We start from the raw sequence: 21,259 nt of genomic DNA, 5'->3' as shown, positions 1-21,259 counted from the left end.
GTTCCGACGTCGCCCCTTATGGTACGTTTTTGCGGAAAAATATGAACCGTACAGACTCTGGAAATGTATGAATTTTTAACACAGCCACGACGTACATGCGAAAAAATGCACAAAAATCGTACAGTATCACGATATGCGCAAATTATAACGTGGGAGAATGGAGAATCCCTTTTTTTTTAAACCAAAAGTGTGCTATAAAATATATGTAATAGATTGTTAAAAGTATGTGATTTCCATGGGAATATCGATATCCAAACGCGCCGAAACGATATGCAGCGTCGATCCGAACCGGCCAGGAAGGAGAAGACGGAAAATGTCTGTAAATCTTATTACGAAGGAAGCGATCGCTTCGACGCTGGAGAGTCTTCTCCTGGAGAGGCAGTTTTCGAAGATCCCCGTAAAGGACGTCACCGAAGCCTGCGGCATCAGCCGGAATACATTCTATTATCACTTCAAGGACAAGTACGAGCTGATGAACTGGATCCTGGACGACGACATGGCGAAGAACGTGGAAAATTACGACGATCCCATGCGCATCCCCGAAACGTTTGTGTCCATGTGCGGTTTTATGTACCGGAGAAAGAAGTTTTACTACCCCTGCATGCAATACGACGGTCAGGATTCGTTGTACCAGCATCTGACGGATTTTTTCTTCGAACTGTGGAAACTCAACATCGACATGGTGTATGCGGCGTCCGGGTTCAAGCTGAGCGAGTACGAGATCACCGTTTACGCGAAAATGAACGCTCACGCTCTGGTGGGGCTGATGCGGGACTGGGTTCATGCAGGGATGCGCGACAATTACAGGAGTTATTTCGAGCAAGTCAGCGAGATATTCCGCGTACAGAGCGAGATGTACGCCATCATGTCCGAAAATAAACAGATATCGAAACGCAGCGGCGCGACGAAAAACATTGGGGGAGTACAGGCGTCATGAACAAGGCGGAAATCATTTATTCTGTGACGGAGGAATCGGGCGAGGCGCGGGATAGCGTCATCCCGTTCATCGCGTACCATACGCCGGCGCCCAAACGCTGTCTCGACATGCTGCTCGCCAAGTATTACGGGGAAAAGTTTTGCTCGGAAGTGAAAATGCCCGTACCGGAAGAGCACGTGACGCCGGTTCTTTCCGTTCCGCTCGCGGCGGCGCGGATCATGGTGGTCACGGACGGGGGGCTGGTGCCGAAAGGGAATCCCGACTGCCTGCCGCCGTCCAACGCGCGAGAGTTCCATGCCTATGGCTTCGGCTGGGCGGAGCGGTTCGAAGCGGACAAATACGAAGTGTCCCATCAGGGGTACGACCACGGCGACGTCGACGAAGACCCGAACCGCCTGCTTCCGCTGGATATTTTGCGGGAGATGAGCCGGGAGGGAACGATCGGCGGCGTATACCCGCGTTTTCTATCGACGACAGGCGTTATGATGCCGTCCGAAACGGCGCGCCGGATAGGGAGGGAAATCGCCGACTGCGCGTCGGCTTGTCCAATCGACGCCGTGCTTGTCGTTTCGACCTGCGGGACCAGCACGCGGTGCGGAGCCTGCATCGTACTGGCGCTGGAAGATCGCGGGATCCCGGCCGCGCAGATCGCGAACCTTACGGAGATCGCGTGGAACGCAGGCGTTCGGCACGTCGAAAAGGGAGCCAGCGTGGGAAGCCCGATCGGTTTCGCGGGGCTTTCGCGTCCGGAAGAGTACCGCCGCCGCCGGCGGATCGTCTGCTCGGCGCTGCGCAGGCTGTGCGAGGACGCCGTCTAAACGGCGCGTGGTCGGGGGCTTTTTGAACAGATTAATAATATGTAAAGAAAACAGACATGGGCGTCATTTGCCTATTGTCTGTTTTTTTGCGCGGATAGAGAATGTACGTATGAAAGCGTTCCGGCGAAACATTGTGCGACGATGCAAACGGAAAGGAGAGGGAAATCAATGAGCAAGAGATTGCAGATTGATTACATCCACATTAAAGACGTGAAGTTCGGGGACCGAACGGCGCTCGATCACGGCGTTCTGACCATCGACAAACAGGAACTGCTGGATATGGCGGGCAGCGAGCTGTTCGGAAAGCTGGACATCAAACTTGCCCGTCCCGGCGAAAACTGCCGCATCCTCGGCATCCACGACGTCATGCAGCCCCGGTGCAAAGCGGACGCGCCCGAGACGTCGTATCCCGGCATTTGGGGGAAACTCGCCCCCGTGGGCGAGGGACGCACGGTGGCGCTCAAGGGCGTGGTCGTTTCCGACATTTACTACGCCAAGTGCAACGTCAAATACTATCTTGACATGGGCGGAGAGTGCGCCAGGTACACGAACTTTTCGCGCCACTTCCACGTGATCCTGGACGCCGAACCGGCGGAAGGGGTCAGCGACCTGAGCTATGCGGAAGCGCTGAAATACGCGTCCCTGACGCTCAACGTCCGTCTGGCAAAACTCGGCATCGGCAAAACCCCGGACGAGACGAAAACGTACCAGCTCGGTCCGGTAGGCCCGGGCCCCGACGGCAAGCCGCTTCCCCGGGTCGCGTACCACGTCGTCCACATGGCTTCGCACGATACCTGGAACTTCCTGATGTACGGGCAGAGCGCGCTGAACTTCCTGCCGATCGTCGTGCAGCCGACCGAGATATTGGACGGAGCGATGATCTGGCGCTACTGGGAGCCGAACTACTTCCTGCAGGAAGAGATCTACATCAAGGAACTGATGGAACGCCACGGCAAAGATATTGATTTTGCCGGCGTGGTCTTCTCCAACAACGTCATGAAAATCGACGGCAAGGACACCATGGGCATGATGACGGCAACGCTCTGCAAGGAAACGCTGAAGGCGGACTGCGTCATCGTCAACAAGTCCGGTATGGGGCACTGCCAGCTGGATCAGGCGCTCGCCTTCAACTGGGAGGAAAAGATGGGCATGCGGTGCGTGATGAATCTGAGCGCCGTTTCCAACGACAGGCCGGGCGACATGCTGGTCATCGCCGACCCAAGGATCGACGCGGTCATCAACAGCGGCCGGAACTACGATCTGCATCACCCGCGCGTGGAGCGCCTGATCGGCGAGGGGACGAACGTGCCTTCGCTGCTGGGCGTGGACGCGCGAGGCCCGTTCACGCATACGACGAACTTCGCGTATCAGGGGATCTGGTCGCAGCTCGGCGACTGTTACGTGACGACGGACGCGGACCTTCCCTACTCCAAATGACCGGGAAAGGAGGAATCAACATGTCTGAACCGATCAGAGTAGTACATTACATCAATCAGTTCTTCGCCGGCATGGGGGCGGAAGATACCGCGAGCGTCGGCATCTCCGTCAAAGAGGGGCCGGCAGGCCCCGGCCTCGGGCTCCAGAAAGAGCTGGGGGACGATTATAAGATCGTTGCAACGATTATTTGCGGCGACAACACGATCGCGGAAAAAACGGACGAGGTCCTCGCCGAATTCGACAAGCTGCTCCGAAAGTACGGCGCCCAGCTGTTCATCGCCGGCCCAGGCTTTAACGCGGGACGTTACGGGATCGGCTGCGGCGCTTCGGCCGCCTACGCGACGGAGAAGATGAAGCTCCCCGCGGTGACGGCGCTGTACTCCGAAAATCCCGGCACGGACCTTTACAAGGACCGCTGCTACATCCTGCAGACCGACAACAGCGCGGCGGACATGCGGAAAACGCTTCCCAAGCTGGCCGCGTTCGCCAAACGGCTTGCGGAGAGGAGCCCAATCGGCGACGGGAAGAAGGAAGGCTATCATGGCTCCGGTCCCGCCGTGGAGATCGATTATTCCGTTCCCGCAAGCAGCAGGGGAGTGGATATGCTGCTTGCCAAGTATTACGGCCGCCCCTTCGCGACGGAAGTTCGCATGCCGAATCACGAGGAGATCCCGCTTCCGGTGCTGCATAAACCGCTGAAAGAGATAAAACTCGCGCTGGTCACGGACGGGGGCCTCGTGCCCAAGGGCAATCCGGACAGCATGGTGCCGACCAACTCCAAGACCTTCAACAAATACAGCATCGGTGATGTGACGCGCCTTGACGCGAAAGACTACGAAGTCAGCCACCAGGGTTACAACAACGCTTTCGTGCTGGACGACCCAAACCGCCTCGTCCCCGTGGACGCGGCGCTCGATCTCAAGAAAAAAGGCGTGATCGGCGAATTGCTGGATTCGTACTACACGACGGCCGGCGTGATGACGCCGATGGAAATGGGCAAAAAATTCGGCAGCGAGATCGCCGCGGACCTGCGCAAGCAGAACGTCGACGCGGTCATCCTCACCAGCACGTGAGGCACGTCCTCGCGCTGCGGTGCAGTGATGACGAAAGAGATCGAACGCGCCGGCATCCCGGTCATCCACGTGACAAACCTGACGGAAATTTCCAAGGGGATCGGCAGTCACAGGATCCTCAGGGGCAACAGCGTCCTGCACGTCTTTGGGAACCCGAAACTGCCGAAGGAGCAGGAATTCAAATATCGCGAGGAACGCCTGGAAAAAGCTCTCGACATGCTGGAAGAAAAACCGGAAGCCGGACAGCACACGCTTATCGAGGAGTAAACGGCCAAAGATGAGCATTTTTCACAACTGCGCAAAATGGAGACAGTTTCGTTATGTGAAGAATGCGGACAGAAAGCGCGCATAGTATGATGGTTTTAACGAGAGAGCGCCGGGAATCCGGCGTTCATCGAAAGACCTGAAAGGAGACGGTTTTATGAAGTACAATTGCGAAGTGATCGATCTGGCAAGGAAAGACAATGGCAAGAAACTGTACTTTACGAAATTTGACTGTCCCGCCAGCTGGGGCGACAAGAATGTACTGCTCGTACACGGTTTAACCTACACCCAGCACGTTTTTGACATCAAGTACAAGGATTACAGCGTCTGCGAATATTTTGCGAAAAACGGCTACACGGTGTGGCGCGTTGATCTCGGCGGATACGGACGTTCGGAAGAATACGAAAATGGTTTCGACGTCACGACCGAGAACGCTGCGAAAGATATCCTCTGCGCTGTGGAGAAAATCTGCGAACTCCAGAAGGTCGAGAAGGTCCCCGTCGTCGGCTGGTCCTGGGGAACCATGACGACGGCGAAGGCCGCCGAACTCGACAAGAGTACCCATATCAGCAAGATCGTCTGGATGGGACCGTTCCTGGGCGGCGCTTTCCCTCCCGCCGAGTGCAAGGATCCGTTTACTTTCCTGCAGTACCCGTACGTCGTCCGGGTATTCCAGCATCTTCCCGGCAGCGATGAAGACGTCGACATGGACACTGTCGAGCCCGAAATCGTAGGACTTTGGTGCGACCATGTCTACAAGATCGACGGCAAGCACGGCCGCCCGAACGGCGGAAACAGGGAAATTCTCGGCTGCGGCGACAAATGGTCGGTCGAAACCAAGAAAGTCCCGTGCCCCGTTCTGATCGTTACCGGAGACTGCGATTTCTATGTGAATATCGACCGCGTCTACCAAGCGGCCAAGGAACTGCCAGAAGGTTCTCAGCTTCTTCACCTGCACGGCGCCGGCCACTGCATGTACCTCGAGAAGGATTACTACAAGAAGGCCAGGGAGACGATCCTCGACTTCCTGAACAAGTAGCCGCAATCTATGGGGCCGCACGCGCGTTGACCGGCGTGCGGCTTTTTTGCGCGCCGCGCCGGAAGAGGCGGAAAGGAGGATGGGACATGAAGATACTGACGGCGGCCGAGATGAAAAGAAACGTTCCAGAGCGCTTTGCGCGGATCCTGGATTACGTTTTCGAGCAGGCGCGCGCCGGGCGGATAAAGGTCGGAGAGGAACTTCCGTCCGCCGGCAGGATCGCCGCGGCGCTCGGCGTTTCCGAAAACGAGTCCGCCGCGGCCCTTCGCGAGATGGAGACTCTCTGCCTCGTCGAAAAACGTTCCGGGTCGGGACCCTATATATTCGGAAGTGTATCGAACGGCTTCACCCACACGTTCGACGTCATGCGGATGCTGGGGATCGTCGGGCCGCGCGACGTCGGCGCTTTTCGAAAGAGCATGGAGCTGGCAGTTTACGACCTCGCGTTCCGCAATCGGAACAAAAGGCTCGAGCTGGCGGAGATGAAAGAAGTCCTCGGCGCTTTCCCGCAAGAGAATATCGAGACGCAGATCAGGCTGGATCAGAGGTTCCATTATCTGCTGACCGAAATGACGGACAACGGAGTTATGACGATGCTGATGTCCGCGATCTTCGAAATCTACGGACGCTGGGTGACGCGGGGGCTCGGCGCGATGCCAGAGCGGGGCATGCGCCGCCTGCACAACGCCCATACGAAAATATACGAAAGCCTTCTCCACAACGACAAGGCGGCGGGGCTTGAAGCGATCGACGAACATTATTACCTCATAGAATTGGCGGGAGAAGAAATGCTGAACGTCCGCAGTCCGCGGCAGCCGTTGGTCTGACGGGAGCGCGCCGCTGTTTTTAACGTGATGTGATGGAAATGACCGGCCCCGGGAGCGCGCGGGCGGTCATTTTTGCGTTTTAACGCCGGAAAAATTTTGCCGCGTCTTATAGCCGTCTTGACAGTGATGTATTTTAGGAGTATTGTGCGGGTGAAAAGTGGTAGGACCAAAATTGGTCAGGGGAGGAACAGATGACCTGTCTTCGAGAGTTCGAAAAAGTCATAGACTACATCATCGGCGAGATCCGCGAAGGCAGGGCAGTCGTCGGGAGCGAGATCCCCTCGGAGCGGCAGATCTCGACGGAGCTCTGCATCAGTCGGAACTCCGTGCGCGAAGGCGTACGCGCTCTCGAGAACATGGGCGTCGTCGAAAGCCGCCATGGTTCGGGAAATTACATTTCTGGCAGCATTTCCGGCAGCGTCAAGCGTGCTCTCGACGTGATGCTCCTGCTGCGGAAGATCGACATGAAAGAGATTTCGGACTACCGCAAGAGCACGGAATTGGCCGTTTTCGATCTGGCTTTCGGCAACCCCGACAAAAACAACCAGCTGCGCAAGATCTCCGAAATACTGGACGACTTTATGAAACAGCCGCTGGAAGAGCGGATCCGGAGGGACAACGAGTTCCATTACGCTCTGGTAAAAATGGCGGATAACCAGATCCTTTCGATCGTCATGAGCAGCATTTCCGAGGTGTACTCGCGGTGGGTGCGGCAGGTGCTGGAGTCGATGCCCGAAAAGGGCATGCGGCAGCTGCACGAAGCTCATACGAAACTCTTCGAAAGCTTCATCCATAACGACAAAGCGGCAGGCATCGCAGCGATCGACGAGCATTATTTTACGATCAGCCTGATGGCCGGCCGGATCGGCAAAAAAGACGCAGGAAACGGCGTGTGATTATTTCTCAAATAAAGTGGTAGAACCAATTAAGCCGGCACAAACGGGGAGGAATCTGTTATGACAGCGCTGAACTGCATCGTTTTCATCGTCGCCGTCGTTGCGCTGATGTTGGGCGGCGCGCGCGTCAAACTGCGAGCGCCCTCGTTGGCCGCGAGGACCGTGCGGAAAAACGACAGCGGCCTGGTTCTTGAATTCGACGATTTTGGCCGTTTGCCGCCGCCGGTGGTCGACGTTTTCCGCGCGGTCTATTCCGTGGGGAAAGAGTACGTCTACGAAGGCGCAACGTACCGCCTCGCAGAAATGAGGACCGTCACGCAGGCGGGCGAAAAGGGCGCGAAAATGGTCTGTACGTTTGTGGAACGCGGTGGCTAAGATTCTATGGGAAAAAGCGGACGTCCGCACAGATTGCCGGAGGGGCCGCGCAGACATCGGATACGGCGCGCGGCTCACGATGCGCGGGCACTTCGGGGAGTCGCGGCGAACGAATTCGGATTGTGAAAAAGGAGGCATTCATGGAGTTCTCGTTTGAAAGCGTTTTTGTACGGAGAAAAGACAACGGCAAGAAGATCTTCGTAAACAGGTGCTTCTGTCCGGCCAGCTACGACGCGAAGAACCTGCTTTGCGTACATGGGCTGACGTCGTCGGACCACGTATTTGACCTCGATTACAAGGATTACAGCGTGGCGCGCTATTTCGCGCGAAACGGTTATAACGTCTGGTGCATGGATTACGGCGGCTATGGGCTGTCGGACAAATACGAGAACGGTTTCGATGTGGACACGGAGAACGCGGCGAAGGACGTTGTCGCCGTCGCCGGGGAAATCTGCGCGCGCCAGCATGCCGACAAGCTGAACGTCCTTGGCTGGTCTTGGGGAAGCATGACCTCCGCCCGGGCTTCCGCGATGCGTCCCGAACTGTTCCGAAGAATGGCGTGGGTCGGCCCCTGTTTTGGCGGCACGCTTCCGTCGACCGTGGTCAAAGAACCTTTTACCACGCTTTCCTATCCGTATTGCGTGCGCGTGTTTCAAAGGGTGAACGGCTCGGATACGGAAGTCGACTATGCGACGGTGGAGCACGGTTTGGTGAGTCTGTGGGTCGAACAGGTGTTCAAAAACGACGCGGGTCACGGACGTCCCAATGGAGGCAACCGCGACATCTCGGCTGCAGGGGACAAATGGCTGATCGAACCGGAGACGGTCACGTGCCCCGTCCTTCTTCATTTCGGGGACAAAGACGCGTACGTCGACGAAGGACGGGTCAAAATAGCCCTTGACAAGCTACCGAACGGTTCCGCCTGCAATTTCATGAAAGGCGCGGGGCACGCGCTCTGGGTGGAAAGGGATTATTACAGACCCTTCCGCGAGCGGACTCTGGCGTTCTTTGAAGAGGAGTGATGCAGGGGCAGGGGATACGGAGGACGGAAGGAACAAGGGCGCCGGTCGGCATTTGCCGCGCGGCGCCCATATTTTTACAGTTTCGGCTCGACAAGGGCGAGTCCTTTCCTGCGCATCGAAAAAAACGACAACGAGGAGGGAAACATGAACGAAAGCGGAAAAAAGCACCGCGTTACGATGTTCCTTGACGTTATTTGCGAATGGTGTTACCTGGCCAAAGGGATTTTGGACAGTCTGCGCGGCCGTTACGATCTTGACGTGACCCTGCTCTTTATGGAAATACATCCCGACGCGCCGGAAGGCGGGATGCCCATGAGCTGGCACGTCCCCGAACCGGAAAAGTTCTTCGGCATGCTGAACGCGATGGGAGCGCCTTACGGCGTCCGTTTCCGCGACAGGGACGTTTTTTCCAACACGCACAAGGCCCTGCTCGCCGCCGAGTACGCGAAATCCATCGGCAAGGGAGAAAATTTTCTGCGCGCGATCTGGAGAGCCTATATGGAAGAGGGAAAAAACATTTCCGAAGAGGCCGTGATCGAAGAAGCGGCCATGACGGCGGGGCTCGGCCCCCAGGCGCTCGAGGTCGCGTGGGGAGCTCCGGAGTGGGGCGAGCGCCTTCGGGAAAATGCCGTGCTGAACGATCGCTGCGGAATGGACGGCAACGTGCCCGGATTTGTCATCGACGGAAAATACACGCTCTCAGGCGCTCAGTCCGCAAAGACATGGGAAGAGATCCTGCAGAGGATCGAACGGAGGGGAGATTGACGCTTTTCGTCGATCAAAATATCCGATCGGCAACGCCGTTTTCCACGCCGCGCCGTCATAAATCTTGCGTTTTTCGGGAAATAAATATATACTTTTTATGCTTAACGCTATCTTTATTTCCAAAGGAGGAGTTTTTGATGAAGAAGTATCTCACTGGGATCTGTCTCGCTGCCGCGCTGCTGGGCGCCGGCGCGGCCTTCGCCGCCGTGGAGCTGAAGCCGCAGAAGCACGGCCAGTGCTACACGGCCGAACAGCTCTTCGTCCTCGACAAGGAAGGAGCCGGCGGCGGCATGGGCACGCTGCACGGCGAGTTCGCCTTCCGCCGCGAACAGGCGCTCGAAGACGACGCGATCAAGGAGATCGGCTGGATGACGCTGAAACCCGGCGCCTACATCGGCCTGCACGCCCACAAGGACAACGAGGACGCCTACCTGATCATCTCCGGCAAGGGCGTTTTCACCGACGGCAACGGCAACGCCTGGGTCGTCGGCCCCGGCGACATGACGCTGGCCCGCCCGGGACAGGCTCACGGCCTCGCCAACCTTTACAAGGAAGACCTCGTCTTCCTCGACATCATCGCCAAGAACAACGCCGCCAATCTCGAGGCGATCGCGCAGAACCCCACCGGTCAATGTTTCCAGCTGAAAGACCTTTTCGACAAGAACGTCGAGAAGGCCGGCGCAGGCAAGGGCACGGGCGTGCTCTACGGCAAGTTCGCCTTCCGCCGCGAGCAGGCCACCGACGATCAGGCCATCAAGGAGATCGGCCGGATGACCCTGAAGAAGGGGGCTTCCATCGGCATGCATCCGCACGTCGATAACGACGACACCTACATCATCATCGCCGGCACGGGCGTTTTCACCGGCAGCGACGGCAAGGAGATCGAAGTCGGGCCAAAATCCGTCACCATCGCCGGCCCCGGCGAAAGCCACGCGCTGCGCAACGACAACGATCAGGATCTGGTCTTCATCGACCTGATCGCCAAGAACCACGCGCTGAAGATCGCCAAATAACCGGACGATTCACGAAACGCAAAGGCAGGAAAGGGAGAACGTTCTCCCTTTCCTGCCTTTGCGTTTTCATTTTTTTACCCCAGCGCCAGCTTCGCCACGCCGTCGGGCGAGAGGGCGCGGACTTCGCGCAGGACGATGGGCGCGTTCCGGGCGAAGCTGCCGTGCTCGATGAAGCGGAACGCGGCGGCGCAGACGTCGACCAACGCCTCTGCGCTCCGATGTTCCCGCGTCCAGCCCACGGTCATGAAGCGCGTCAGCGCGTAGACGGCGCAGAAAGCGGCGAGCTCTTTTTCATCGATTCCGCCGCGGCGGAGCCGGGAAAGCCGGCAAAGAAGACGTGATTCACCAACAGATGTTCGGCAAAGGTCGGCCAGACGGGAAAATCCGCCGCGAATTCGTCCGAGAAGCGGACGTATCTCTCCACGGCGGGCGCGAGCTCCGCGGCCGAGACCGCTTTGAACGAGCCCGCCGCGAAAGGAACGCCGTACAAGGCGAAAACTTCGCTGGCATAGCCGCTCAGGCTCAGGCTGCCGCCGGCCAGCTCGCTCAACAGCAGCGCGCAGAGACGGAACGCTTCCGCGCGGTCGGGCTCCGGGCTCGTCTCCGCAAGCCCGGCCAACGCGCCCAAATCCATCAGACGCTGCGGCACGGAGCGGCGGCGATCTTGTAAGATCGCCAGACAACGGTCGCGCCGTTCCCGGTCGCGGCGGGCCGCTTCGGGATTCTCTCCGATCCGGAAGTCGGGCAGCGAAGCGGGCTTTTCGATGAGCAAAAAGCGCAGCGGCTCCCGCTGCTCCAGAAGCAGCTCCAGAGTGCGCTCGCAGCTGTTGGCGCAGGCGCATTCCCCTTCGAAGGCGGCGCGCAGACCGCGCGGATAGAGCCGGCACACGCCGGGGATCGCCGCTTCGCCGCGCTCCCGCTGCAGCGCGCAGTACCCGTCTTCCCTCTGCAGGTAGCAGCGCCCCCGCCAGTCGTGGTTCAGCCCCGCGTAACGCTCGGGCGTCGCGTCGGGGAGCACGGAAAAAGCCCGGTCCAGACGCTTGCGCAGCGAGGCCGTGCAGTTCATTCCCACCAGGCGGAAGTAGTCGTCCCGGGACACGCAAACGCCCCAGCCACTGCAGCAGCACGAGCGGCAGGCGCCGCACTTGCACTGGAATTTGGGAAAATACTCCGGCACGAGAATTTGCTGAATTTCAGCCATTTATAAAAACCTCTTCGGACAGGTTGAAAAAGCGCAGAGCTTTTCGAACGAATTATAATTCTGCGTGACGCTGTCGATGAGGTTTTTATAAATACATAATGCAAATTATAATTTATATTTTTGTCCCAAAGGGTTTCGGCCCTTTCGAGCCATCATGGTATGGCAAAAAGGGAAAAAACTTTTGAGGCGGCTTCCGCCTCCTCGCCGTGACATCCCGCGGCGTTTACCGCACGTCACACTTCTGCATCAGGAAGTTCCTGACGCCTCCGGAAACGCGATATATGTCACACTGATTTTTGACAAAAAGCATTAACATAGTTCGTTGGAGGCTGCAAGCGACTGGGCTTCTTCGAGGCGCTAGCAGTTCGCTGTTAAGTCATTCGATTCCGATTAAGGATAAGCATCAGCCTTTGAGTCAACAAGGAATGCCTTTTTAAAACCCCAGTTTCGCGAGCCACTCGGTCACGGCCTGTTGGGCCTGAGTGCGTTCGTTCTGGGCGACGGCGCCGCGCACGGCAAGGCCGCCGAGGACTGTGGCGTCGGGCAGGGCTTTTTGCAGCGACTCCTGCGTGCGCCCCATGCCGCTGCCTTCGTGGGTGGCGAACGGGATCACGGTTTTGCCCTTCCAGTCGTGGGATTCGAGGAAGGTGAACACGGCCATGGGCATTTCGCCCCACCAGATCGGATAACCGAGAAAGACGGTGTCGTAGGCGCCGATATCTTTGTCCTCCGCCAGTTCGGGGCGCACGCCCGCGCGCAGTTCCTTTTTGGCGACGTCGGTGGTTTCGTCATAGCCTTCGGGGTAAGCGTTGACGGTCCTGATCTCGAACAGGTCGGCGCCGGCAGCAGCGGCGATCATCTTGGCGACGATCATGGTGTTGCCTTCTTGAATGACGCCGACATTGTACTGCTCGCCGGTCTTGGAGAACACGGCGACGAGCGCTTTGCCCCGCGGCGCGGCCAGGGCGCAGCCGGCGGCCAGGGCCAGGACGCTCAGCGCGAGAATGCACTTTTTCATGTGGAACCACTCCTTTTTGTGTGAAAACTTTTTTGACCGGGGACGGGATCCCGCCGTCCGGCGTCAGTATAACACTGAAGCCCGCTCCAATGGCAGGCGCCCGGAGCGGGCCTTACGCTTCAGCAAGCCGAAAGGCGCGTCTGCATTTTTCCTTTCTTTGTGTTAGACTGGGGCCGTACCATAAAAATCAACGGTTCGGGAGGATGCACATGAAAAAGTTTGCGGTTCTGATTCTGACGGCGTGGATGGCGGCAGGCGCGGCCTGGGCGGCTGAAAGGCCCAAGGTGACGATCTACACCTCGATGTACGAGGACATCATCGAGGCGATGACCGACGTGCTCGCGGAGAAGTTCCCCGACTACGACGTCGAGTTCTTCTACGGCGGCACCGGCACGCTGCAGGCCAAGATCGCGGCGGAGATGGACACTCAAAAGCTGGGCTGCGACATCCTCATGGTGGCCGACCCGTCCTACGCGCTGGAGCTCAAGGCGAAGGGCGTCCTCCATCCCTACCTCTCCAAGGAAGCGGCGCATCTGGCCTTCGAATACGACCCCGAAGGCTGCTGGTATCCCGTGCGCGTCAGCAACATGATCCTGGCGTACAATCCCGAGAAGTACAAGAAAGAAGACGTGCCCCGCACGTTCGGCGATTTCGCCGGTGAATCCATGAAAGGCGTCGGTTCCATGTCGAACCCGCTCACGTCGGGCACGGCGCTCGTCGCCATCTCGGCGCTGAAGGACAAATACGGCTACGGATACTACGACAAACTGGGCGCCAACCGCGTCATGGTCGAGTCCGGTTCGGTGGCGCTGACCAAGCTGGAGACGGGCGAATGCAAGGAGATCATGATCCTCGAAGAGTCGGTGCTGAAAAAGCGCGAAGAGGAAGACAGCGCCATCGAAGTGATCTATCCCGAAGACGGCACGATCTGCGTGCCCTCGCCGATCATGACCGTGAAGAACGAGTGGAGCGCCCACGGGCACGAAAAAGTCTGCGAAGAGCTGACCGACTGGTTCCTCTCCGCGGAGGGGCAGAAGTACATCGTCAAGGCATGGATGCACTCCGTGCGCAAGGATTATCCCGAAGCGCCCTACGACGCGATCGCCACGGCGGACATCGTCGCCGACTCCATGCCCGTGAACTGGCAGCGCTGCCTCGACGAGCGCGCCGAACTGAGGACCAACTTCGAAGAGCGCGTCAAGAACGCCGCCAAGTAAGGTCAAACAAATACCACGGCAGGGCGGAGAATCGAAAAAAACAGAAGTCCCGCCTCCGCAAGAGAGTTATGCGAAAAGCCTGACGGCCGTTTCGGTCGTCAGGCTTTTCTGCGTTGGTGGCAATGATTCCGTTTGACGGAACCCGGCGATGAACGTATGATGGATCGGTCGGGGAGCGCGGGAGGCTTTCGCGCTCCGATTTCCTGTATAATAATGACGTTCCGGCGCCCGGCGTCCGCGGGGCGCGCGGACAAAATCTTCCGAAGGCGGGGCTGTTTGGGTGCTTGCGAGCGGGAATCCACCAACAATACAAAATCCACGTCGTTTCCGGTTCGACGCGAAGGCGCTGCTGATCCTCGCGATCGTCGGCTTTCTGGTTCTGTTCAACGTGTTTCCGATGTGCTATCTGGTCGTCCGTTCGTTCTTCGCCGACGGCGCCTTCTCGCTGGCCGCGTTCGAGCGCATCTACACGTACCAGCTGAACTGGGAGGCGCTGCGCAACACGCTGGCGACGGCGGGGCTGTCGATGGTCTTCGGCGTGCTGATCGCCTTTCCGCTGGCGTGGCTGGTGGGGCGCACCGACATGTACGGACGGCGGTTCTTCCGCACGCTGTTCGTGACGACGTACATGGTGCCGCCCTACGTGGGGGCGATGGCCTGGCTGCGACTGCTCAACCCACGCGTGGGCACGCTGAACGTGTGGCTGGCGCGTCTTTTCGGACTGGCGGAAAACCCGTTCAACATCTACAGCATCGGCGGGCTGGTCTGGGTGCTGACGACGTTCTACTATCCCTACGCCTTCATCACCATCTCGCGCGCCATGGAGAAGATGGATCCCTCGCTGGAAGAGGCTTCGAAGATCTCGGGCGCCTCGCCGCTGAAAACGGTGCTGACGGTGACGTTCCCGATCATGCTGCCGTCGATCGTCGCCGCGGGGCTGCTGGTCTTCGTCTCGGCGGCGTCGTGTTATGGCATCCCCTCCATCATCGGCGCGCCGGGGCAGATCGACACGGTGACGACGCGCATCATCGACTACGTTTACGTGGGCTCGGCGGAAGGCCTGACGGACGCCACCACGCTGGCGGTGTCGCTGATGCTGATCGCCAATCTGGTGCTTTACGCGTCGACGTTCCTGTGCGGCAGAAAGCAGTATATCACCGTGTCGGGCAAGTCGACGCGCCCCAACATCGTCGAGCTGGGGCGCTGGCGTCTGCCGGTCACGGTCCTGGTGGCGCTGTTCGCGCTGGTCGTGGTGGTGCTGCCGTTCGCCACGGTGGCGATGACGTCGTTCACGAAGAATCTCGGCAAGGCGTTGACGGCCTCCAACTTCACGACGCGCTACTGGCACATCCTCTTCACGCGCAAGGGCATCCTCGACACGGCCAAGAACAGCCTCGTCGCCGCCTCGGCGGCGGCCACGGCGGGCATGGCGATCTCCTGCGCGATGGCCTGGCTGCTGACGCGCACGCAGGCCAAGGGACGGCGCATCCCCGACTTTCTGATCACGGTCGGCAGCGGAACGCCCAGCGTGGTCATCGCCCTGGCGCTGATCATGACGATGTCGGGGCGCTTCGGCATCAACATTTACAACACGCTGACGATCATGATCGTCGCCTACATGATCAAATATCTGCTGATGGGAATGCGCACGGTGGTGTCGGCCATGAGCCAGATCCACCCGTCGCTGGAAGAGGCGTCGCTGATTTCCGGCGCGGGCTGGCTGCGCAGTTTCAGGGACGTGACGCTGCCGCTGATCGCGCCGTCGATCGTGGCGGGGTGGTTTCTGATCTTCATGCCCAGCTTCTACGAGCTGACCATGTCGACGCTGCTCTACTCCACCGACACCAAGACGATCGGCTACGAGCTGTTCACCTATCAGACCTACCACAGCCAGCAGACCGCCGCGGCCATCGCCACGGGGATCCTCGGGCTGGTGGCCGTCGTCAACTGGATCCTCAACAAGCTCACCAAGGGCGAGTTCTCGATTTAGACAAGGAGCGCTTTTCGCATGTCCTCGATTACGTTGAACGAAGTGACCAAATCCTACGGCAGCGCGCAGGTGATCCAAAAGTTCAGCAGCGTCTTCCGCGATCGCGAGTTCGTGACGCTGCTGGGACCTTCCGGCTGCGGCAAGACCACGATGCTGCGCATGATCGCCGGCTTCGAGAAGCCCACTTCGGGCGAGATCCTCATCGACGACGCGGTGGTCAGCGGCCGCGGGCAATTCGTGCCGCCCAACCGCCGCAACATCGGCATGGTCTTTCAGACCTACGCCGTGTGGCCGCACATGAACGTGTTCGACAACGTCGCCTATCCGCTCAAGATCCAGGGCCTGCCCCGCGACGAAATCAAGAAGCGCGTCTTCGACATTTTGGAGGCCGTTCACCTGACGCAGTACGTCAAGCGCCTGCCCAACGAGCTTTCCGGCGGTCAGCAGCAACGCGTCGCGCTGGGGCGCGCGCTGGTGTGCAATCCACGCGTGCTGCTGCTCGACGAGCCGCTTTCCAACCTCGACGCCAAGCTGCGCGAATCGATGCGCTTCGAGATCAAAGACATGCAGCGCCGCTTCGGCATCACCGTGGTCTACGTCACCCACGACCAGACCGAGGCCATGGCCATGAGCGACCGCGTCATTGTATTCAACAAAGGCGCGGTGCAGCAGATGGACACGCCGACGAACGTTTACCGTCACCCGGCCAATCAATTCGTGGCCGATTTCGTCGGCAAGATCAACTTCATCCGCGGCGACGCCTCGGAAGGGCGCGTCGACTTTCCCGGCGGCCAGTGGATGGCGTACGGCGGCGGGCGGCGCGGTCCCGTGGTGGTGGCCGTGCGCCCCGAGAACATGGTCATGCGCCGCGACCGCGGCGTGCTCAAGGGCACGCTGGCCAAAGCCTATTATCTCGGCGACACCAACGACTGCCGCGTGCGCATCGGCGCCGCCGACGTGCGCGTGATCGCCGCCGGCCACACTTACGGCCAGATCCCCGAGGGCGAAGAGCTGTGGCTCGACTTCGACGAGTATCTCGTCTTCGAGGACGACGGCAAAGACCAGACGCAGATTTTATCGTAGCGGGGGAGCGGCGGGGAAATCGCGAAGCGATCCGCGAAAAAGACTCTGTCCGTTACCTTAAGATCTCATGAAGGGGAGTGAAACATCCATGCTTTTGCAAGGCGATCAGCTGAGCCGGATGAAAATCAGCGGCTATAAGTCCATTAAGGATTGCGACCTTGATTTCGGCAGGATCAATGTCCTTATCGGCAGCAACGGCGCGGGAAAATCCAACTTTATCTCCGCCTTTTCTCTGCTGCAGAACATCCTGTCGAAAAATCTCCAGGTTTTTGTCGCTCAGAGCGGCGTAAATGCGCTTCTCTACAAAGGCCGTAAAGAGACGGACGAGCTCGCTTTCGAGGTGTTCTTCGGTCATAATTCCTATGGCTTTATCCTGGTCCCGACCGACGACAACAGGCTAATTTTCCGCAAGGAATACTTTTGTTATCACGGACAATGGGAGAACGAGAGCAACGTCGGCCGAGGGCACGGCGAATCGATGTGGGAGAATGGCGCAGGCAACAATATCGATCAGTACGTCATTCCCATTCTGCAAAAACAGAACTGGCGGGTCTACCATTTTCATGACACGGGGCGGAGTGCGAGGGTCAAGCAGGAGCACAATATTTCCAACAGCAAAGTCCTCATGTACGACGCGGCGAATCTGGCCGCGTTCCTGTATCGCTTGAAAAACAGCTATAAACGGGACTACGATGAAATAGTTCGGACGATCCGTCTGATCGCTCCGTATTTTTCCGATTTCGTTCTCGAACCGCAGGAGGGCAACGAGGAGCAGATCGTGCTGAAATGGCGCCAGGTCGGCTGCGACGACATCTTCAACGCTTCCCAGCTTTCGGACGGCACGCTTCGCTTCATTTGTCTGGCGACGCTGCTTCTTCAGCCTCATGAACTGCAGCCGGCCACGATTGTTGTCGACGAGCCGGAACTGGGACTCCATCCCTATGCGATCGCCATCTTTTCCGAAATGGTACGGCAGCTTGCGGACGAAAAGCAAATCATCGTATCGACCCAGTCCGTCGAGCTGCTCAACGAATTCGACGCCGAAGACGTGATCGTCGTTGACAGGGGCGAAAACGGATCGGAATTCAAACGGCTGGACGCGGACGCTTTGAAGGCGTGGCTCGAGGAGGATTACTCTCTGGGGAGCTGTGGAAAAAGAATCTGCTGGGAGGTCGGCCTTAACAATGACGCGGGTCTATATTTATTGCGAAGGCCAGACGGAAGAATCCTTTGTCGACAAAGTGCTGTACCCTTATTTACTCGATATCGGCATTATCGTCGTCCCGATCGTCTGCCAGACGAAGCGCACGGCGGTCAAGAAGTACAGGGGCGGGGTGAGAGACTACGCGAAGATCAGGAAGGAACTCACCATGCTCTGCAGGCAGCATCGTAGCGAATACGTGACGACCATGTTCGATTATTTCGCCATGCCGGAAAATACACCGGGCATTGCCTCCGATATTCGGGATCTCTATGAGCGCATGGAGGCGATAGAGTCCGCCATCGATGCCGATATCGGCGAAGCGAACTGCCACTTCCACTTTATGGTGCACGAATTCGAGGGAATACTATTTTCACGTCCGGAGTCGTTCCGCCTCATTGCCGATGATGACGTCGTGAGCCGCGTTCGGAAAATACGGGATTCCTACCCCACTCCAGAACATATCGACGATTCTCCCGAAACCGCGCCGTCGAAGCGACTTGAAGCTCTTATCCCACGTTACGCCAAGATCATCAACGGTTCGCTGCTTTCAATCGATATGGGGCTGGATGTCATAATGGGGCAATGCCCGTATTTCCGGAAATGGATCGCGGGAATCGCGGCGATGGGGACCTCTTGATGTTATCGATGTGAGGCGAGCTTTTTTCCGTAGACAGAAAATACCGCCATCGCGGCAAAGTCCTCAACGAAATCGTACGGAATGTTCCACGTGGAACATTTTGTCTTGGAGCCAGTCGTCGACGGCGTTCGGGTAACGTACTCAAAAAATATGACGAAACGATAAAAGCGTCCGCAAGGCGGTGAAGTCCAATTCATCGCCCCTCGGCCGCTTTTTCGTTTTCGATGTTTTCAGTTGTGTCCGCGGTTATTTGCCGGCGGCCGGAGCGGGAGCTTCGGCCGGCTTTTCCGCGGGTTTGTCGGCCTCGGGAGGCGGCGGCAGAGGCACGTCTTCGACCTTCATGACTTCGCGGGAGACGACGTTGAAACCGTCGTCGCTGATCTCGAGATTGTAGACCACGGGCGTGGAGTTGGGGATCTCGAGCTTCTGCAACTCTTCCGGGGTCAGGTGAGGCTCGACCCACGAGGAGAGGGCGCGCAGGGCGGTGCTGTGACCGACCACGAGCACGTTCATGCCGGCGCGGAGCGTGGGGGCGAGCGTGTCGCTCCAATAGGGCGCTTCGCGGGCGATCACGTCCTTGAGACTCTCGGCCTGAGGGATAAAGCGGCGGTCAAGGCTGGCATAGCGGGGATCGTGCACGGGCGAACGAGGGTCCTCGTAGGCCAGGGCCGGAGGCGGCACGTCGTAGCTGCGGCGCCAGATGTCGACCTGCTCCTTGCCGACGGCTTCGGCCACTTCCGTGCGGGTCTTGCCCTCGAGGTCGCCGTAGCAGCGCTCGTTGAGGCGCCAAAACTTCTCCACGGGCAGCCAGCGGCAGTCCAGGGCGCTCATGGCCAGCCAGGCGGTGGCGATGGCGCGGCTCAACAGCGAGGTGTGCACGACGTCGAACGTCAGATCGGCGTTCTTCATGGCGATGCCGGCGTTGAAAGCGCCTTTCACGCCTTTGCGGGTCAGGCGCACGTCGGACCAGCCGGTGAAGCGGTCCTCGAGGTTCCATTCGCTCTCGCCGTGACGGAGCAGCACCAGCGTCACGTTCTTGGGCGCCGCCCAGGCGGAAGCCGCCAGGACCGTCAGCAGGGCCAGCGCTCCCAAAAGCCGTTTCAGGTTCTTCAAACAAATCGCCTCCTGTAAAAAGTCAAAAGATGTTTTTGCCGCTTTAAGATAATCAAACGGCGGGACCTTGTCAAGCAAAACGCGGCGGCTACTCCATGATCTGTGTGAACGGTTCTTCACAAAGTTTCAGCCTGAAATCGCAGCGGTCCGCCCCGTCGGCGAGCGTCCGCGTCCGTTCGAGGCGGACGCCCATGGCGGCATGGAGCGGATAGTCGTCGCGGCAGAACCAGGCGGCGAAGCGCCGCAGGCCGCGCTCCTCAAGGTACTGGACGACGGGGCACTTGAAGACGTCGTAGCCGACGTCGAAGGATTCGCCTTCGCGCGGCAACACAGCTTCGACGAGCCAGTCGTCAGGGAAGCGGCGTTCGCGCGAGCGCGCGGCGATCTTTTCGGCCAGCTCCGGCGAGCACATGGCCGCGCCCATGGCGGAACGCTTTTCCGCGGGAAGGCTGGATTGGGCGAAAGCGGCCAGCGCTTTCTGCGTCGCCAGGGAGATGCGCGGCAGGCTCCAGCCGCGCTTTTCCAGTTGGAGCCACACGCCCGACAGCCAGGCGACGCCGACGAGGCTCTTGAGCCAGGGGTTGTCGGCGCCGACTTCGGGAATGGACGGGACATTGGCTTGAAAGGCTTCGTCCGCCCGCGTCAGCATGTCGCGGACCGCGGCTTCTTCGAACCCGCCCGCAAGCTGCGCGGCGACCGCAGCCGCCATGCCGCGCAGCATGGAGAAAAAGGGGGCGGCGGCTTCGCGTCTCATCGCGCCGCTCCCGCCGAAGCGCCTGCGGGGCCGCGTCCGCAGGTCGGCGGCGCAGCAGAGATTTTTTTTGAGTCACGCAAGGGAAACGCCTCCTTCTTCAAGAATTTCCTGCCCATGAAGATATCGAAGCAACGGAGCGTTGTCAAGCCGGACGCGGCGGCTCCGCTCATTTTGAGGCCAGGAACGGACGTATCAAAACTTTTATCGCCAGAAAACCTCCGCGTTATTGCGGAAAGACTATCGACAATCAAGCCGACTTATACACATTATTTTGTGGATAATGTGCCTCTTCTGTGGATAGTCTTCGCATCGTGGTTTCAAAAGTCCTCGTGGAGCCAAAGATCAGACCGCGTTTTCCACATGCCCCGGGCGTCCCGGCGTGCATAGTTCCGCCGACAATCAACCTATCGCGGCGGGCTGGACGGCGGCGGCTTTTGTCGTCGGTCGAAAAAGACGGAACGGGCCGAGCGCTGTGGAAAAGTCTCTTCCCGCCGCCGCGCAGGAGAAACGGTCCGCATGATACAATAAAGACGCGGCCAAGCCGGGCGCGCGTTCTTCGCGCCAAACGCCCGTCCG

20 protein-coding genes and 1 pseudogene are annotated in these 21,259 nt (G+C 58.8%); 16 read left to right on the top strand and 5 right to left on the bottom strand.

Features of this window, described 5'->3' with window-relative positions:
• The first annotated feature begins 313 nt into the window (after nucleotides 1-313).
• From RAH42_RS01745 to RAH42_RS01695, 11 genes are all read left to right on the top strand, one after another.
• Nucleotides 314-937: a TetR/AcrR family transcriptional regulator C-terminal domain-containing protein gene (locus tag RAH42_RS01745; protein ID WP_317539808.1), complete on the top strand. Its 624-nt coding sequence runs from the start codon at nucleotides 314-316 to the stop codon at nucleotides 935-937.
• Complete coding sequence (locus RAH42_RS01740; RefSeq protein WP_317539807.1) at nucleotides 934-1,755, top strand: glycine/betaine/sarcosine/D-proline family reductase selenoprotein B; 822 nt, start codon at nucleotides 934-936, stop codon at nucleotides 1,753-1,755. Before RAH42_RS01745 ends, RAH42_RS01740 begins: the two co-directional genes overlap by 4 nt.
• Nucleotides 1,756-1,923: 168 nt before the next feature.
• A complete protein-coding gene (locus RAH42_RS01735; protein ID WP_078015524.1) occupies nucleotides 1,924-3,192 on the top strand; it encodes a glycine/sarcosine/betaine reductase component B subunit in 1,269 nt (422 codons plus the stop codon).
• On the top strand, nucleotides 3,189-4,532 hold the full coding sequence (locus RAH42_RS01730) for a glycine/betaine/sarcosine/D-proline family reductase selenoprotein B (protein ID WP_317539806.1): 1,344 nt from the start codon (nucleotides 3,189-3,191) through the stop codon (nucleotides 4,530-4,532). Before RAH42_RS01735 ends, RAH42_RS01730 begins: the two co-directional genes overlap by 4 nt.
• A 154-nt stretch (nucleotides 4,533-4,686) precedes the next feature.
• The gene (locus RAH42_RS01725; protein ID WP_078015522.1) at nucleotides 4,687-5,568 is read left to right on the top strand and encodes an alpha/beta fold hydrolase; all 882 of its coding nucleotides are present in this window, start codon (nucleotides 4,687-4,689) and stop codon (nucleotides 5,566-5,568) included.
• Nucleotides 5,569-5,654: 86 nt separating this feature from the next.
• Nucleotides 5,655-6,395 (top strand): FCD domain-containing protein, encoded by a 741-nt coding sequence (locus RAH42_RS01720; protein WP_078015521.1) that lies wholly within the window; start codon nucleotides 5,655-5,657, stop codon nucleotides 6,393-6,395.
• A gap of 191 nt (nucleotides 6,396-6,586) precedes the next feature.
• On the top strand, nucleotides 6,587-7,291 hold the full coding sequence (locus tag RAH42_RS01715) for a GntR family transcriptional regulator (protein ID WP_317539805.1): 705 nt from the start codon (nucleotides 6,587-6,589) through the stop codon (nucleotides 7,289-7,291).
• Nucleotides 7,292-7,351: 60 nt separating this feature from the next.
• Nucleotides 7,352-7,666, top strand: a complete 315-nt coding sequence (locus RAH42_RS01710; protein WP_078015519.1) for a hypothetical protein — start codon at nucleotides 7,352-7,354, stop codon at nucleotides 7,664-7,666.
• Nucleotides 7,667-7,806: 140 nt separating this feature from the next.
• Nucleotides 7,807-8,688: an alpha/beta fold hydrolase gene (locus tag RAH42_RS01705; protein ID WP_078015518.1), complete on the top strand. Its 882-nt coding sequence runs from the start codon at nucleotides 7,807-7,809 to the stop codon at nucleotides 8,686-8,688.
• 144 nt (nucleotides 8,689-8,832) lie between these two features.
• Entirely contained in the window at nucleotides 8,833-9,453 is a 621-nt protein-coding gene (locus RAH42_RS01700; protein WP_078015517.1) for a DsbA family protein, read from the top strand.
• A gap of 137 nt (nucleotides 9,454-9,590) precedes the next feature.
• Entirely contained in the window at nucleotides 9,591-10,466 is an 876-nt protein-coding gene (locus tag RAH42_RS01695; RefSeq protein ID WP_078015516.1) for a cupin domain-containing protein, read from the top strand.
• Between the two features lie 74 nt (nucleotides 10,467-10,540).
• Here the strand turns inward: RAH42_RS01695 and RAH42_RS01690 are convergent, their stop codons facing one another.
• From RAH42_RS01690 to RAH42_RS01680, 3 genes are all read right to left on the bottom strand, one after another.
• Nucleotides 10,541-10,711 carry a hypothetical protein gene (locus RAH42_RS01690; RefSeq protein ID WP_317539804.1) on the bottom strand — a complete coding sequence of 57 codons (171 nt, stop codon included), beginning with the start codon at nucleotides 10,709-10,711 and terminating at the stop codon, nucleotides 10,541-10,543.
• An 8-nt stretch (nucleotides 10,712-10,719) separates the two neighbouring features.
• Entirely contained in the window at nucleotides 10,720-11,667 is a 948-nt protein-coding gene (gene fliB / locus RAH42_RS01685) for a flagellin lysine-N-methylase (protein ID WP_317539803.1), read from the bottom strand.
• Nucleotides 11,668-12,100: 433 nt separating this feature from the next.
• Complete coding sequence (locus RAH42_RS01680; RefSeq protein ID WP_078015514.1) at nucleotides 12,101-12,685, bottom strand: flavodoxin; 585 nt, start codon at nucleotides 12,683-12,685, stop codon at nucleotides 12,101-12,103.
• Nucleotides 12,686-12,894: 209 nt separating this feature from the next.
• Between RAH42_RS01680 and RAH42_RS01675 the strand changes: the two genes are divergently transcribed.
• From RAH42_RS01675 to RAH42_RS01655, 5 genes and pseudogenes are all read left to right on the top strand, one after another.
• Nucleotides 12,895-13,902, top strand: coding sequence for an ABC transporter substrate-binding protein (locus tag RAH42_RS01675; RefSeq protein WP_078015513.1), 1,008 nt, complete (start codon nucleotides 12,895-12,897; stop codon nucleotides 13,900-13,902).
• Between the two features lie 280 nt (nucleotides 13,903-14,182).
• Nucleotides 14,183-15,892, top strand: coding sequence for an iron ABC transporter permease (locus RAH42_RS01670; RefSeq protein ID WP_205948253.1), 1,710 nt, complete (start codon nucleotides 14,183-14,185; stop codon nucleotides 15,890-15,892).
• 18 nt (nucleotides 15,893-15,910) lie between these two features.
• The gene (locus tag RAH42_RS01665) at nucleotides 15,911-16,975 is read left to right on the top strand and encodes an ABC transporter ATP-binding protein (RefSeq protein ID WP_317539802.1); all 1,065 of its coding nucleotides are present in this window, start codon (nucleotides 15,911-15,913) and stop codon (nucleotides 16,973-16,975) included.
• Nucleotides 16,976-17,042: 67 nt separating this feature from the next.
• Nucleotides 17,043-17,993: pseudogene (locus tag RAH42_RS01660) on the top strand (AAA family ATPase); the annotation flags it as partial.
• Between the two features lie 166 nt (nucleotides 17,994-18,159).
• Nucleotides 18,160-18,816 carry a DUF4276 family protein gene (locus RAH42_RS01655; RefSeq protein WP_078015510.1) on the top strand — a complete coding sequence of 219 codons (657 nt, stop codon included), beginning with the start codon at nucleotides 18,160-18,162 and terminating at the stop codon, nucleotides 18,814-18,816.
• Nucleotides 18,817-19,062: 246 nt separating this feature from the next.
• Here RAH42_RS01655 and RAH42_RS01650 read toward each other — a convergent pair whose 3' ends face one another.
• A complete protein-coding gene (locus tag RAH42_RS01650) occupies nucleotides 19,063-19,929 on the bottom strand; it encodes a 2,3-bisphosphoglycerate-dependent phosphoglycerate mutase (RefSeq protein ID WP_240496102.1) in 867 nt (288 codons plus the stop codon).
• 88 nt (nucleotides 19,930-20,017) lie between these two features.
• The gene (locus RAH42_RS01645) at nucleotides 20,018-20,683 is read right to left on the bottom strand and encodes an L-2-amino-thiazoline-4-carboxylic acid hydrolase (protein WP_078015508.1); all 666 of its coding nucleotides are present in this window, start codon (nucleotides 20,681-20,683) and stop codon (nucleotides 20,018-20,020) included.
• Nucleotides 20,684-21,259 lie beyond the last annotated feature (576 nt).

This window comes from Pyramidobacter sp. YE332, assembly GCF_033060595.1.
In the GTDB taxonomy this organism is placed as follows: Bacteria; Synergistota; Synergistia; order Synergistales; family Dethiosulfovibrionaceae; genus Pyramidobacter.
The sequence above is the reverse complement of the archived record's forward strand: the minus strand, read 5'-3'. Positions and strand labels throughout refer to the sequence as shown.